Here is a 15,680-nt window from a genome sequence, read left to right as displayed (position 1 = left end):
AAATCAATAGTCGATTTTATCGCGGAACAAAATAAGATCACGGAACAAAATCGTGTCAAAAGCCTCAGGTGTTTTGTCTTCACCGGTAATCCACTTGAACAGATCGCGGTCGAGCACTTCGAGCAGACGTTCAAATTCATTCAAAGTATCTTCATCCATGGTCGCAATATGCTGATCGGCATATTGACCGAAGATCAGATCCATTTCTTTCATACCACGGTGCCACGAGCGGAACAGCAGCTTGCGGCGACGCGGATCCAGCTGTGCGCCTGCTTCGGTGCCCGATAATTTACTGCCTGTGCTCATAACATTCTCCGGATTAACATCTGTGCATTCAATAACATTACCAGCCATATAACGCGGGATGAACGCGATGTCAGCCTTGCAAGTCAATAAGAAGCGGGTAAGTTAGTTTTTATGCGTCCAAGTCTGCTTGATCCCCTGTTTGCATCGGTTCGTACCCTCACCGGTATCGGGCCTAAAGTCTCTGCTTTGCTGCTGAAACTGCTCGGCGCGGAAAGCGCGGCGATGCTTGAGCCGCGTGTGGGACAATTGCTGTTTCTGGCACCGAACAGTGTAATCGACCGGCGCAACCGTCCGGGTGTGGCTTTTGCGCAGGAAGGTGCCGTGGTCACGCTGGAGGTGACGGTTGATGAATATCAGTTCTCACCATCGGGGGGCAAATCAGGCGCTTTTATGCGTGGCTCTGTGCCCCATCGCATTTATGCCCATGATGATACGGGCGAAGTAACGCTGGTGTTCTTCCGTGCTCAGCGCCCGTGGCTGGAAAAAAGCCTGCCGCTTGGCGAAAAGGTTATCGTCTCCGGCAAGGTGGAATGGTTCAACGGTCGCGCCTCGATGGTGCACCCCGATCATATTGCGCCGATTGACGGCAGTGATGATCTGCCATTGATTGAGCCGGTCTATCCGCTAACTGCCGGTCTTTCACCTAAAACACTGGCACGCGCGATGCGCGATGCGCTGACTCACATTCCTGATCTGCCGGAATGGCAGGACAAGACGCTGATGCAGCGGGAGAATTTTCCGTCTTTCACGCAAGCGCTGCATCATCTGCATTTGCCGGAAGAGCCGGAAGATATTGCGCAAGACAGCCCTTCGCGCCGCCGCCTCGCCTATGATGAATTTCTCGCCGGACAAATGGCACTAGCACTGGTGCGCGCCAAGACCAAGCGTCTCTCCGGTCGCCCGCTCAATGGCACAGGCAAAATCACCGCACAGATATTGGCTAACCTGCCCTATAGCCTGACGAAAGGTCAGGAACAGGCGGTTAAAGATATTATCGGCGACCTCAAGCAACCGGAACGTATGCTGCGTCTGCTACAAGGTGATGTTGGTGCCGGTAAAACCGTGGTTGGCTTACTGTCTATGGCACATGCGGCAGAATCGGGCGGACAATCTGCTTTGATGGCACCGACAGAAGTGCTGGCGCGACAGCATTTTGCAACCATTGCGCCGCTGGCTGAAAAAGCTGGATTGAAAGCTGCTTTGCTGACAGGGCGTGAAAAAGGCAAAGAGCGCCAGCGCATTCTCGACGAGCTGGCTGATGGTACTATCCATATCATTATCGGCACTCATGCGCTGTTTCAGGATAAAGTTGAATATCATGATCTGGTGTTTGTCATCATTGATGAGCAGCACAGGTTCGGTGTGCATCAGCGCCTGCAGCTGACGGCCAAGGGCACTGCGCCGGATATGCTGGTGATGACTGCAACGCCGATCCCGCGCACGCTGGTTCTGACCGCCTTTGGCGATATGGATGTTTCCAAGCTCACAGAAAAACCGGCAGGCCGCCAGCCGATCACCACAGCAATTGTGCCGAGTGAGCGGTTGAGTGAAATTGTTGACCGGATGCGCAAGGCAATCTCCGAGGGGCAGAAAATCTACTGGATCTGCCCTCTGGTGGAAGAATCAGAACATGTTGAGCTGACCTCTGCAGAAGAGCGCTTTCAGTCCTTCCTACCGGTGTTTGGTGACAAGCTCGGCCTCATTCATGGCCGCATGACCGGACAGGAAAAAGACGATGCCATGCTGGCCTTCAAGCGTGGTGATACCCGCCTGTTGATTGCCACCACCGTTATTGAAGTCGGCGTTGATGTGCCGGATGCCACAGTGATTGTGATCGAACATGCCGAGCGCTTCGGCCTGTCGCAATTGCATCAGCTGCGTGGTCGTGTCGGGCGTGGTGATAAGCCATCCACTTGCCTGCTGCTCTATAAAGGCCCGCTGGGTGAGATTGCCAAGGCACGTTTGCAAGTGATGCGCGAAACGGAAGATGGTTTCCGCATTGCCGAGGAAGACCTGAAACTGCGCGGTGAAGGCGAGCTTCTCGGCACCCGTCAGTCCGGCACACCAGGCTTTAAGCTCGCGTCGATGGAAGCGCATACTGATCTTTTGGAGATCGCTCGCAAAGATGCCCGTCTGATGCTGGAGCGCGATATTGACCTGCAATCTGAGCGCGGTCAGGCGCTGCGCCTGCTGCTCTATATTTTCGGGCGTGACGAAGCCATCAGACTGCTGCGCGCGGGATAATACTGCATCAGCCAGCAATCTTGCAGCTGCCCTTCATGCATTTCATGGGCGGGCAGCATGCGGAGTTTTTCAAAGCCGCATTTTTCATAGCAGGCAATTGCGCGTGAGTTGCGGCTTTGCGGGTCGAGAACAAGGCGCTGTGCGGCCTTGTCTGTTATGAGATAATCGCGCACCAGTAAAACAAGCTGCGTGCCAAGTCCCAGCCCCCAGAAATCCGGTTCGCCGATAAACTGATCCAGCCCGTAGATCACATCCTCAACCGGTAGTTCCAGCGCCTGTTTATCTTCGCTATCCAGCGGGTAGAACTGCACATAACCAAGCGGTTTATCATCCAGTAACACCAGACACGGTGTGGTTTCACCTTGATCCTCGATAAAAACTTCAATGACCGTTTGCAGATCGAAGTGTTTGTCGCGCCCTTCGTAAAATTCCAGCACCCGCTCATCCTGCAACCAGTGCAGCATCACCGGCGCATCGTTTTTCTGCAAATCACGGATTGCCAATCTGCCTTGCTGCACCAGCATAACCACTCTCCCGCTGCTCATGATCTATAAATAAAAAGCCCGCTTATCTGAGACAAGCGGGCTTTGAAAAAACAGACTGCCTTGACCTATTCAACAGTCACGGATTTCGCCAGATTACGCGGCTGATCCACGTCTGTCCCCATGAAGACAGCAGTGTAATAAGCCAGCATCTGGATCGGCAGAGCATAAACCAGAGGCGAAATGAGTTCCGGCACATCCGGCATGATCAGTACGGAATGGGCATCCACATTGGCGTGTTTCGCGCCTTCCTTGTCGGTAATCAAAATGATACGGCCGCCGCGCGCTGCCACTTCCTGCATATTCGACACGGTCTTTTCATAAAGGCGGTCGAAAGGCGCAATCACAATCACCGGCATGGTTTCATCGATCAGGGCAATCGGTCCGTGCTTCAGCTCACCGGCTGCATAGCCTTCTGCGTGAATATAGGAGATTTCCTTGAGCTTCAGCGCACCTTCAAGGGCCAGCGGATAGGAAGTACCACGACCGAGATAAAGCACATCTTTGACATTCATCAGATCGCGGCAGATGGCCTCGACCTTTGGTGCCAGTTTCAGTGCTTCATGCAGCACACCGGAGAGATTGCCCAGCTGATCAACCAGCTCTTTTTCTTCAGCCGGAGTGATTGTGCCGCGCGCCTTGGCAGCAGACAGCGCCAGCGAAGCCAGAACCGAAAGCTGACAGGTGAAAGCTTTGGTCGATGCCACGCCGATTTCGGGGCCAGCCAATGTCGGCAGAACAATATCGGACTCGCGGGCAATGGTAGATTCGCGCACATTGACCACAGCGGCAATCGGCAGCCCCTGTGAACGGCAATAACGTAGCGAGGCCAGCGTATCGGCGGTTTCGCCGGACTGCGAGACAAACAATGCCAGCGTATCGGTTGAAAGCGGCATTTCGCGGTAACGGAATTCCGAGGCAATATCGATCTCTACCGGCAGACGCGCATAGCGTTCCATCCAGTATTTGCCGATGGTTGCAGCATAATAAGCGGTGCCACAGGCAGACATTGCCATGCGATTGATCTTTGACCAGTCGATATTATTAACATCGGTGCGGATCGACGAGGATGAGAAATCCAGATAATGCGCCAGTGTGCGGGAAATCACTTCCGGCTGTTCATAGACTTCTTTTTCCATGAAATGGCGGTAATTGCCTTTATTGACAACATAGGCAGCGCCGGAGGACTGCTGCACAACACGGGTGACCGGATGATTACCCTCATCATAAACGGTTACGCTGTCGCGGGTCAGAACTGCCCAGTCACCATCTTCCAGATAGCTGATTTTATCGGTGAACGGTGCCAGTGCAATAGCATCGGAGCCGAGGAACATTTCGCCTTCACCATAGCCGATAGCCAGCGGTGAACCGCGACGGGCTGCAACCAGCATTTCATTTTCACCGGTAAACAGGAAAGCCAGTGCAAAAGCACCGCGCAGGCGGCCAAGCACTTTACGCACGGCTTCAACCGGTGCATCACCGGAACGGATATTGCGGGCGACCAGCTGCGCTACGGTTTCAGTATCCGTATCACTCTGGAACTTTACGCCTTCAGCTTCCAGCTCTGTACGCAGTTCAGCAAAATTTTCGATAATGCCGTTATGGACAATCGCAACCTGTTCGGTGGCATGCGGGTGAGCATTGCGCTCTGTCGGCGCACCGTGGGTTGCCCAGCGTGTGTGACCGATACCGATTGTGCCGCTCAGCGGTTCTGCCGCCAATCGGTTTTCCAGATTAACCAGCTTGCCTTCAGCACGGCTGCGGGCAATCTGATTATCCACCAGAGTCGCAATACCGGCTGAATCATAACCACGATATTCAAGACGCTTCAGCGCATCCACAAGCCGCATTGCGACCGGCTGTTTACCGACAATACCAATAATTCCGCACATAAGTGTCTGTTCCTGTTGCGTCTTTGTTTTAAAGGCCTGACCTTGCGGACTGAAGACCACACAATTTCCATCACCACTTTAAATCTAAAAATAATGATTTTATGATAATTATTTGTTTTTACTTGCTTTAATAGATTTGTATTTTTCGCGTAATATTTCTGCGCGGCCTTCTTTATTAACCTGCCGCGCACGACCGAGAGCCAGTGCATTCTCAGGCACTTCATCTGTAATCACGCTGCCTGAGGCTACATAAACACCGTTACCAATGGTAAGCGGTGCAACCAAAGCAGAGTTGGAACCAACAAAGGCATTGCTGCCGATTATGGTTTTAAACTTATTATAGCCGTCATAATTGCAGGTGATCACACCGGCACCGATATTGGTATCAGCGCCCACGGTTGCATCGCCGATATAGGACAGATGATTGACCTTGGCACCTGCACCGATATCGGCATTTTTGACTTCGCAGAAATTGCCAACCTTGGATTTTTCGGCCAGTTTTGCACCCGGACGCAGACGCGCAAACGGCCCTACGCTGGTATTGGCGCCAATATGCGCACCTTCAATATGGGAAAATGCATGAATGACTGCACCACTCTCAACGGTGACTTTAGGGCCAAAGAAAACATTCGGCTCAATCAGCACATCGGCTTCAATCAGCGTATCATGCGCAAAGAAAACCGTTTCCGGTGCAATGAGCGTCACACCGGAGAGCATCACATCGCGGCGCTTGCGTGTCTGCCACAGGGCTTCGGCTTCCGCTAGTTCAGCGCGATTATTAATGCCGATGACATTTTCAACCGGTACATCAATGGCAATGACATTCAGCCCCTGTGCATGCGCCAGTTTCACCACATCGGTGAGATAATATTCGCCTTTGGAATTATCGTTCTTCACGGCAGAAATCAGCTTCAACGCATGTTTGCCGTTCAGCGCCATCAGACCGCCGTTGCAGAATGTGATTTTGCGCTGCTCGTCCGTCGCGTCTTTTTCTTCAACGATTGCAATTAGCTTGCCATCTTCTTCAACCAGACGACCGTAGCCGGCCGGATTCTCCGGACGGAACCCCATCACCACAATATCTGCGCCCTCGGCCAGCTTGCCACGGGCAGCGCGCAGTGATGTTTCTTCGATCAGCGGCGTATCGCCGAAAACCACCAGCACATCATCATGCGCTTCGGCCAGCGCTTCGCGGGCAGCAAGCACTGCGTGCGCAGTGCCCAGACGCTCGGTCTGCTCATAGAAACGCGCTGTATCGCTGATTTTACCGACAGCCTTCTGCACATCCGCCGCGCCGCGCCCGACTACAACGGCCAAATCAGCTTGATCGCTTTTTGCATCATTGGCTCCCTGCACGGCCTTAACCACATGCCCCACCAGCGGCAAACCGGCAATCTCATGCAGGACTTTGGACATGGAAGATTTCATGCGGGTACCCTCACCGGCAGCGAGGATAATGGTCAGGCAGGATCTGGAAGCCATATTAATTCCGTGTTTCATAACTGGCAAAGAGGTCTGAATTATCAGAACCACTTTAAAGGCAAAACGTATAGATTCATTTACACAAAACAAGCAAGGCGCCGATGATTTTGTATGAATCGCGGTATTATTCTGTTTTTAAACAGTTTCCTGTTTCGGATTTATGGTTGTGCCGGTCACTTTTCAGAAACATCCGGTACGTATTGTGATTAGCCGAGCTTGCCCAGCACAGGGAATGTCTCAAGCAGCCAGAAAGCAAAAGCTTCCATACCGCCGGTCAGGAACAGGATACCGGCAAGCACCAGCAAAATACCCATCACTTTTTCGACCTTCCCCATATGCACGCGGAAACGTGACAGGAAGCGCATGAAACGGCCGGAAAACAGCGCTGCCAGCATAAACGGAATACCCAGCCCCAGTGAATAAACAGCCAGCAGTGACGCGCCGTCCAGCACCGATGCCTTTGAGCCTGCCAGCGTCAGGATTGGCCCCAATACCGGCCCGATACATGGTGTCCAGCCGAATGCGAAGGCCAGCCCCATAATATAGGCACCCAAAGGTGTTGCCGGGGCGGAATTCGCCTGAAAACGGGCTTCCCGTGACAGCAACGGGATGCGGATCAGCCCGAGGAAATTCAAGCCCATCACAATAATAACAAGACCGGCGGCAATTGCCATTTCCTGCTGCCACTGACGCAGGAAGTGGCCGATTGACGATGCACCGGCGCCAAGTGCCACAAACACAGTGGTAAAGCCGAGAACGAATGCAAATGATGTCACCAGCAACCGGATGCGGTTACGTGTGGCCTGCGAGGCCTCTCCACCATTGCGAAAATCATCCACACTCACACCTGCCATATAACAAAGATATGGCGGCACCAGAGGCAAAACACAGGGAGAGAGAAAAGATAACGCACCGGCACCAACAGCAGTCAGATAAGAAATGTCGATTGCCATATTAATTCCCTGTCAAATTACGAAATCTGCGACTTTCAGCAACCTCCAGCCTTGCTCCGCTGATTCATAGCGATCTCACGGGTATGGTGCTGCTTATGTTCGTGCGGTCTTATAGCCATTATTGTTCAGGATAGAAACCGCAGGCGTGAATATCGGTCAATTTTCGATATCAGGCATATGCTTCAGGCAGAAGTACGGGGCGCTTTCAGGAATCAATCATACAAACAATGACTTGCCGGAATCATTTTTTAGGAGAATCTTATTTGAAAGCATGAATCGCCCCTCTGATTTTTCATATGAGACACTAAAAACATCAAATATGCATGATATGAGTGTGATTTCAGCACCTCAATATGGGGAAAAACCGGAAAAACTTCAAAAAATCCACTTTCACTTCAAAAACAATGATTTTTGGTGTTGACGATCGCGATAACGGCACCTATGTATCGCCGCACTTGCAGAGCATTACCGAGATGCTCCTGACAGAGACTTCTTGTCTCAGAAATTGCAAGAGCGCGTAGCTCAGCCGGTAGAGCAACTGACTTTTAATCAGTAGGTCCACGGTTCGAACCCGTGCGCGCTCACCACTTTCTCATCACATAAAATTCTCTTAAATTTGAACAGCTTGTTTGCCTGCGCATTGAATCTGTCTTTGTATCTGTCTTGTGTATAAACTTAAGATTTTGAATTTAAACAGTGATTTTAGTGTTGACGATAACATCAAACCATCTTATGTATCGCCCCACTTGCAGAGCATTACCGAGATGCTCCTGACAGAGATTTCCGTCTCAGAAATTGCAAGAGCGCGTAGCTCAGCCGGTAGAGCAACTGACTTTTAATCAGTAGGTCCACGGTTCGAACCCGTGCGCGCTCACCACTTTCTCCTGAAATAACGCACAGTTACCTTTCAAAGTCGCTTTTGCATTATAGAATGTTTGCTGACTTATAAAAAAAAGCCCCGAATATCTTCAGGGCTTTTATATTTTAAAATACTCTCAACCTTATCACCATTTAACGCGAAGTCCGATGGTTCCTTTATAGGCGTAGCTGTCTCCGAAATTATTGAGGCTGGTGTTTACCGATCCCTCGCCATAGATGGAATATTTATCATTATCCCAGTTATAGCTGCCACCCAGCCCAACCCCGCCCCAGAAGCGGTCATTACGGCTGGCAAAACGTACCGACGATACATCAACTGCTGAACCGTCGAGGAATTCATAATACAGATTGGCAACACCGTAGACATAAGAACGGTTTACCATGCCTTTGTCATTGTACCAGGAGTTCTGGTAATCTGCAGAAACACCGATACGCCCCTGCAGACTGTCGCCCTTGTAGAGGGAAACAGCACCATTATACTGATCGGTAAAACTATCAAAATCGACATTGGAATAGACAAGCTGTGCTTGCGGCGTAACCGACCAGCGGTCATTCAGTGTAATGCGCTTACCGGTTTCAGCCGATAAAGCATAGCCAAAGCCGTTATTGCCATCTACGAGAGAGACTGCAGTTGCGCCTCTGGTACTCAGATCACTGTCATACCATGTTGCCTGCGCCTGTGTATCAACATAGAAGCCGTTATTTCCATACCAGGTCAGTGTGCCACCAAAACCATAACCGTCGGCAGAGATTTTACCAAGACCGTGTTCCGAACGGGTATCAGCAGATGCGTGGCCATAATGAACAGTAATACCGCCAATCAGCAGACCGTTATCAGTCTCTGTTAAAACACCATCAAGACCGGCCTGCATTTTAAAAATATCAGCATCATATTGTGTACCTGATGTGGTGATTGCCGGTTTGGATTTCAGATGCTGGCCTTCAATCCGCCCCCAGATGCCGTTGCGTTCGGTAAAACTTCCGGCTTCAGCCGCCGGAACAGCCGGAGTACCGATCACGTCCGCGCCCTGCTCGATCATAATATTACCGGCATGACTCCAGTAACGATTGCCAACGCGTTGCTGCAGGGTTGGCAGGCCGTTCAGCGCCAACAGAATTTGCGGATAAGCCTCATAAACAGGCACACCTTGTGTAAAGTGCGGATCGACAGGATCGACCGGGTCTACAGGATCCACCGGATCAACTGGATCTACCGGGTCAACAGGATCTTTCTTGTCGAGCTGAGAACGCAAATACCAGTCATCCGCAATCTCACTGTCTGAATAGTCATCAGATGCGGAAGAGGATTTGGTATTTGGGCCTTTATATAAGGAATAGGCATAGGCGCCGGCACCAACAACAGTTTTGCCGTTAAACTGATAGGCATTCTCTGCACTGGCATCAAGCATGAAGGCATCTGCGGTTGTTGTCCCGCCGTTAATGGAATTTACGAGCTTGATACCATGCCCCGGCTCGGTATCAGTCCCATCGTCTTTCGTGCCTTTATTATTAAGACGCAGCAGGGTCTGTCCGGAAATTGTGCCACCGTCATTCACAATCATATCAGAAGCTGAGCCGCTGGCTCCAAGGAATGTATCCAGATGGGCAACAGCCCCCTGTGAGCCCACATATTGCCCGCGCAGAATCAACTGATCACCGGTTTTGCTATCTGACAGGTTGAGAATGCCGCCAATGTTGTTGATGTCTCCCTGCAATGTAAACGCAGCGGGAGCACCGCCTGATCCGTAGGCCACAATTTCGGAGGCTTTTTTAAGGTCAAGCTTGGTGAAAACAGCTGTGGTTGAAGGTGCAGAACCGGTTTTCTCCTGCAAAACCCATTTTGCCTTCTTATCGAGATTCAGATTCAAAGTGGATACAGCGGCCTTATTGGTCAGGCCAAGCATCGTTCCTTCTGAAAAATTGAATGTGGTCATACTTGGGGCACGAGTAGTTCCGCCGACATTAAGCAGATATCCGCCACTGGCAGCCGTCAGCAAACTATCCGTGCCACGCACAGTCAGCAAATAATTTTGTTGATTGCTCGCAACTTCAACAAGGTTTGCTGTTGTTGAAGTTGTAGACGCAACAAGATTATTGAACATCGTGTCGGTCTGTGCATTGGATTGATTGAAATTACCGCTGACACTAATGGCTTCACGGCCGGCCTTAATGGTCGTACTTGAAGTATTGGTATTGGCGTCCAAAACAGCCCCTTGCCAGATAACAGCGATGGCGGAACTGTTGGCGGCAGCCGTTGTATCAATTTCCATGTGACCAAGTGAGGTCAGGCGGCCTTCACCAGTACCAACATTAGCAGTTTTACCCAGACGGATTGCATTGGCACGACCGGATGTACTCTTAATTTTAATATTGCTGTTGTTTAGCCTGACTTCCGGTACCCTGCCGTTTTGCGCTGAACCTGATACATAAATACCGATAGCATCATTTGACGCCGCATCAATATCGATTGCCAGATTACCTTTTACTTCCACATATCCTGCAGATCCCTGTCCGGAATTTGCACCTCCACCTGCCCCCTGAATCGCGCGAATACCGTTTAACAGCGGGTTTCCACCACCCAAAAATCCACCGACTGCGCCGGATTGCATCTTGATATTCAAATTATCAAAGATTGCTGATGACCTCTTACCATTGAAAGCAGTGCCCTCTGCTGCATTCACAGAAGAACCCGTAACAACACCATAATGCTCCGCAGAACTAAATGCATTACCGATGACGGGTAAATTTTCCATAGTAAGATTTAACGTACCAATGGTTAAAAGACCGCCATGGCTTACCCCTACTCCGCCTTTTGGAACATTATCACCTGCAGGCGTAGCAGAGTTTGCATCAGTGTTTTTAAGCGTTAGATTAATTGTTTTACCGGCGGCGTCAAATGTTGAGGTAAAATCAGGAGACGTACCATAAACTGAGATACCTACAGCTCCCTTAACCGTTGTTGTGAAATCATTCTCAATTGTCAAAACACGATTAAGTCTCTGACTGTAAATGAGAAAACCGACATTTCCTGAAGATGTATTACCAATTATATTTTGGACAGATGATACAGAACATCCGTTTTGATTATTGCCGTTGTTAACGGTAAAGGTTCCGTTTGCATTGACTACACATGGTGCGGCATTCGCAGCTGAACTGAAAATAAATACACCGCTAAGTACTGTACTTGCTAATAAGAGCTCTTTCATAAGTACCCCCACATTTATCGTATGGTAATATACTTATATGATGAACTTAAAAGTAAATAAGGTAACGTGTGGTACGGCTTACAATTGCACCCAGAGTTGCATTTTTCACACGATTATGATGATTACATGAAACTCAAAATGATGAGACCACAAATATTTGCCAGTCTTATATTGGACTATTTTAATATGCATTCATGCGTATATTGATCCCATCAACAGATGATATTTTCACCAAGTTGATCTCCTCATGATACCTACTCGATATCTGCCCCGTATTGCTCTGCAATGCGGGGCTTTTTTTATATCGTGTGAGGCAGATCAACTTTTCGGCAGTTGAATGGTGTTGATACACTGTTCACCCTGCCCATATTACAAAAATACAAATCTGCGATAATATAATACAAAGCGCAGACAGGCTCGGCAGAGATAAATTTCATTCTCTGCCCCACATATTTCAGAAAGGCCAATATGACCTCCGGTATCCATCATGTGACCCTCATCACCCGCAATGTGCAGGCCAATATTGATTTTTATGCAGGTTTTCTGGGGTTGCGTCTGGTCAAGCAAACCGGCGGCTTTGAAGACGGCGAGCAGCTCCACCTGTTTTACGGCGATGCGCTTGGCTCACCGGGTTCACTGATTACATTTCTCGTCTGGGAAGAGGGTGCGCGCGGCCGTGTCGGCCATGGTCAGGTTGCGGAAATTGCCTTGGCAGTCCCGCCGGAAACAATCGGGGACTGGCTGACACGCGCCCTGTCCCGGCAAATTCGCGTGGAAGGTCCAAAGCGTGAATTCGGTGAACCGGTATTACGCCTGAAAGATCCGGATGGCGTTACCGTCAAGCTGGTCGGTCATGACATGCCGGCTGCACATCCGTGGAATTCTGCACCCACCCGCCTGCACAGCGTTACCCTCTTCACCGAAACGCAGGAAGAAACCGCCGCTTTCATCAAGCGCTTCGGCTATAGTGAAGGTCAGCGTGAAGAAACCGTACTGCGTATGGTTTCCGACACGGATTTCGTGGACGTGCGCAATGTCACCGGCTTTGTGCCCGGAATTCCCGGAACTGGTATTGCCGACCATGTGGCATTCCGTGCCAAAGATGTCGATGCAGTCAAAGCGGCTGAAGCAGAACTGTCACGCCTCAATTCGTCAATCACCAATTTCCATGACCGCAAATATTTCACCTCACTTTATGTGCGTGAACCGGGCGGAACGCTGATCGAGCTGGCAACCGACGGACCCGGTTTTACCATTGATGAAACACCGGAGCATCTGGGTGAAACATTGTTTGTGCCACCGCATAATCAGGAGCGCGCACAGGATCTGAAAGTAATAATGCCGCAATTTGCTTTACCCGGAGAGGAAAGAATTGCCATGCGTGACCTGCCCTTTGTGCATCGCTTCTACACACCGGAAAATCCCGATGGCAGTGTTATTCTGCTATTGCACGGTACCGGCGGCAATGAAGCCGATCTGATGCCGATGGCGCATCGCATCAACCCGCGCGCTACCCTGCTCGGCGTGCGCGGACGCAGCCATGAGGAAGGAACTGCCCGCTGGTTCCGCCGCTTTGGCGCCACGCAGTTCGATCAGGCGGATATCCGCTCGGAGGCTGAGGCATTTAACGCCTTTTTTGAAGGGGCAATTGCTTCCTATGGCCTGAAACCGGAAGATATCACGGTGCTCGGCTATTCTAATGGTGCAAATTTTGCTGCTGCAGTGATGGCGCTTTTTCCGAAACTGATCCGCCGCGCCATTCTGTGCCGCCCGATGCAGGTGCTGGAAGCTGTACCGCAGGCTGACCTGTCCGGCACAGAGGTGCTGACACTGGCCGGTAAATCTGATCCTTACGGCAAATATGCTGAAGGGTTGAATACATGGTTCAGCAATAGAGGCGCTAACTTAACGGCAGAGACACTCAATGCAGGTCATCAGCTCTCGCAGGATGATATTACCCGTGCAAAGGAATGGCTGCGTTTATAAACGCAGCCATAAAAGCATTTCCAGCAAAGTGCGAAGCGGTTTGCGTCGGACAATGCGAGGATAAAAATGATAGAGCGGTTCTGACGATTAAGTTTCAATCAAATCGCTCTATTTATGTTATAAAATTACAATAATTTCTTTTGCGGCATAGACATGTCAGGTGAACGCATCTATCAATCGTAATGTTATTACATTTCGACTTGAGGTTTATGATGCTAAAACAGCTAAAATGCGCAACGACGCTCGGCATATTAGGTTCCCTACTGATTGCCGGTCATGCCGGTGCAGATGAGGAACATAAGCAGGTCTGGCGTTTGTTTATTGCCGATCATACCAAACCGGTTGTTCGCGCAATTGATCTGGAGAGCGGCAAAGAACTCGGAAAATTTGATATCAAAGGCTATGCCGGTCTGACGGCAAGTGCATCCGGTGAAACTGTATTTGCCGTGCAATCCGATGCCGATCAGGTGAATGTCATTAAAACCGGCATCAGCCTTTCCGATCATGGCGACCATCGCGATCTGGAAGTTTCAGACACAGCCTTGCTGGATGAGAAATTTGAAGGCAAACGGCCGGTTCATGCGGTGATGCATGGTGACAGTGTTGTGCTGTTCTTCGACAAGGAAGGCAAAGGCCATGAACTGTCCGAGCAGGATATTCTGAAAGGCAAGCCGCAGGCAAAAATCATTGATGCAACTGCGCCGCATCATGGTGTGATTGTGCCTTTCGGCAATCAATATCTGGCTTCCGTGCCAAATCTGGAAGCAGAAACCAAACCCGATGCCCTGCCGCCACGCCTTGGCCTGCGTGTTCTTGAATCTGACGGTGCGCAAACCGGCGATGTTGCGACTTGCACGGCCTTGCACGGCGAAGCCTTCTCCGCCAGTCTCGCTGCGTTTGGTTGTGAGGAAGGTGTGCTGATCGCCAGCCCGTCCAAGGATAAAAAAGCGGAACTGAAAATGCTGACCTATGGTGCTGATCTGCCAAAGGGCAAAGTCAGCACCTTGCTTGGCAGCAAGGCGATGCAGTTCTTTCTCGGCAATTATGGTGAGGACAAGATTGCGCTGATCGATCCGGAAAGCGACACGCCTTACCGCCTGATTGATCTGCCAACCCGTCGTGTGGATTTTGTGCTCGACCCTGCCCGCCTGAAGAATGCCTATGTGCTGACGGAAGACGGCCAGCTGCATCTCATCAATATTCTGGATGGCACAATCACCCGTTCTGCGAAGGTGACCGAGCCTTACAGCAAAGATGGCCACTGGCGTGATCCGCGCCCGCGTCTGGCCGTTGCGGGTGACCATATTGCGATTACCGATCCGCGCCATAGTCTGGTACGCCTGATTGATATTGAAAGCTTTAAAGAAGACCGTACCATTCCTGTGGCCGATCAGCCATTCAGCATTGTTGCTGTCGGCGGCTCAGGCGCAGAGCACTAAAAAATATAAAGCCTCCCAAGGTGAAAAGACCAGTTTGATACTGGTCTTTTTTATATTTGCCATTCATTTTGTCTCCGCTTATGGCAGAGATATCTGTTTTAAGAATGGTACTCTCTCATGAGAAAATTTGCATTGTTCGCCGCCCTCGGCCTGACGCCACTGTTACTGGCAGCGGCTCTGTTCACAGGCATTGAGGTAAAATATCGCGAGCATGACACGGATTATACGTTTTTCGTCAAGCAACAGCCCTCTCTGCAACTCTTCTTTGTTAATCCGATTGTTTGCGGGGAATGTGATGTTGAGGCTTTTGAAAAGCTGTCGCTGGCTCGTATTGATGACATTCGCATCTATTGCCGCCAGCGTTTCGGCCTCGATAATCTGCGTATGTGCTATGCGATTTTTGCCGAACACCAAAGGCAGGTAAATACAACAATGCAAAATCCTGATGAGATTGCCGCCGTTGCCGCGCGTTTTATCAATCATCAAAACATAGAGCAGAACAGCAATTGGGCATTTCCTGTTGTTAATGCCAAGGTGGCTGTACCTGAATGTCTGCTGCCACTGGATACAGCATGGCGAGATGATGCGGATCAGGCAAAACGCATCACTGTCAATTGCGCTGATACCGGACGACCCGCCCCGCAAGACCGCTGGAATGTAACCTTGCCGATCTATCCGAACTAGAGCGGTTTACGTCCATGTTGAATCGCAGTGCTCGCGTCTCAATTCTTTAGTTTGTCGCATTATCCCG

Annotated in this window: 11 protein-coding genes and 2 tRNA genes; 7 read left to right on the top strand and 6 right to left on the bottom strand. The window is 50.4% G+C overall.

The window, feature by feature from the left end; translation table 11 throughout:
• Positions 1-3: 3 nt before the first annotated feature.
• On the bottom strand, positions 4-306 hold the full coding sequence (locus tag HBA93_RS05035) for an FAD assembly factor SdhE (RefSeq protein ID WP_113943233.1): 303 nt from the start codon (positions 304-306) through the stop codon (positions 4-6).
• A gap of 111 nt (positions 307-417) precedes the next feature.
• Between HBA93_RS05035 and recG the strand changes: the two genes are divergently transcribed.
• Positions 418-2,550, top strand: a complete 2,133-nt coding sequence (gene recG, locus HBA93_RS05030; RefSeq protein WP_221722534.1) for an ATP-dependent DNA helicase RecG — start codon at positions 418-420, stop codon at positions 2,548-2,550.
• On the opposite strand, the gene aac(6')-Ian is transcribed toward recG, so the two are convergent.
• From aac(6')-Ian to HBA93_RS05010, 4 genes are all read right to left on the bottom strand, one after another.
• Positions 2,502-3,074, bottom strand: coding sequence for an aminoglycoside N-acetyltransferase AAC(6')-Ian (gene aac(6')-Ian / locus HBA93_RS05025; protein ID WP_221722533.1), 573 nt, complete (start codon positions 3,072-3,074; stop codon positions 2,502-2,504). The two genes, recG and aac(6')-Ian, sit on opposite strands and share 49 nt — an antisense overlap.
• Positions 3,075-3,160: 86 nt before the next feature.
• Positions 3,161-4,984 (bottom strand): glutamine--fructose-6-phosphate transaminase (isomerizing), encoded by a 1,824-nt coding sequence (glmS, locus tag HBA93_RS05020; protein WP_221722532.1) that lies wholly within the window; start codon positions 4,982-4,984, stop codon positions 3,161-3,163.
• A gap of 108 nt (positions 4,985-5,092) precedes the next feature.
• Complete coding sequence (gene glmU / locus HBA93_RS05015; protein WP_221722531.1) at positions 5,093-6,466, bottom strand: bifunctional UDP-N-acetylglucosamine diphosphorylase/glucosamine-1-phosphate N-acetyltransferase GlmU; 1,374 nt, start codon at positions 6,464-6,466, stop codon at positions 5,093-5,095.
• 206 nt (positions 6,467-6,672) lie between these two features.
• The gene (locus HBA93_RS05010) at positions 6,673-7,419 is read right to left on the bottom strand and encodes a cytochrome c biogenesis CcdA family protein (protein WP_022712343.1); all 747 of its coding nucleotides are present in this window, start codon (positions 7,417-7,419) and stop codon (positions 6,673-6,675) included.
• 145 nt (positions 7,420-7,564) lie between these two features.
• On the opposite strand from HBA93_RS05010, the gene HBA93_RS05005 reads away from it, so the two are divergent.
• From HBA93_RS05005 to HBA93_RS04995, 3 genes are all read left to right on the top strand, one after another.
• Positions 7,565-7,840 carry a hypothetical protein gene (locus tag HBA93_RS05005; protein ID WP_221722530.1) on the top strand — a complete coding sequence of 92 codons (276 nt, stop codon included), beginning with the start codon at positions 7,565-7,567 and terminating at the stop codon, positions 7,838-7,840.
• Positions 7,841-7,930: 90 nt separating this feature from the next.
• A tRNA-Lys gene (locus HBA93_RS05000) sits at positions 7,931-8,006 on the top strand.
• 214 nt (positions 8,007-8,220) lie between these two features.
• Positions 8,221-8,296: transfer RNA gene (locus HBA93_RS04995), tRNA-Lys, on the top strand.
• A 127-nt stretch (positions 8,297-8,423) separates the two neighbouring features.
• Here HBA93_RS04995 and HBA93_RS04990 read toward each other — a convergent pair.
• The gene (locus HBA93_RS04990; protein WP_353619319.1) at positions 8,424-10,979 is read right to left on the bottom strand and encodes an autotransporter family protein; all 2,556 of its coding nucleotides are present in this window, start codon (positions 10,977-10,979) and stop codon (positions 8,424-8,426) included.
• A gap of 993 nt (positions 10,980-11,972) precedes the next feature.
• Between HBA93_RS04990 and HBA93_RS04985 the strand changes: the two genes are divergently transcribed.
• From HBA93_RS04985 to HBA93_RS04975, 3 genes are all read left to right on the top strand, one after another.
• Entirely contained in the window at positions 11,973-13,490 is a 1,518-nt protein-coding gene (locus HBA93_RS04985) for a VOC family protein (protein ID WP_221722528.1), read from the top strand.
• A gap of 209 nt (positions 13,491-13,699) precedes the next feature.
• Positions 13,700-14,929 (top strand): metallochaperone AztD, encoded by a 1,230-nt coding sequence (locus tag HBA93_RS04980; RefSeq protein ID WP_221722527.1) that lies wholly within the window; start codon positions 13,700-13,702, stop codon positions 14,927-14,929.
• A gap of 117 nt (positions 14,930-15,046) precedes the next feature.
• Positions 15,047-15,613 carry a hypothetical protein gene (locus HBA93_RS04975; protein WP_221722526.1) on the top strand — a complete coding sequence of 189 codons (567 nt, stop codon included), beginning with the start codon at positions 15,047-15,049 and terminating at the stop codon, positions 15,611-15,613.
• Positions 15,614-15,680: the final 67 nt, after the last annotated feature.

The sequence above is a fragment of the Ochrobactrum sp. SFR4 genome, from assembly GCF_019730395.1.
Lineage (GTDB): Bacteria > Pseudomonadota > Alphaproteobacteria > Rhizobiales > Rhizobiaceae > Pseudochrobactrum.
The sequence above is the reverse complement of the archived record's forward strand: the minus strand, read 5'-3'. Positions and strand labels throughout refer to the sequence as shown.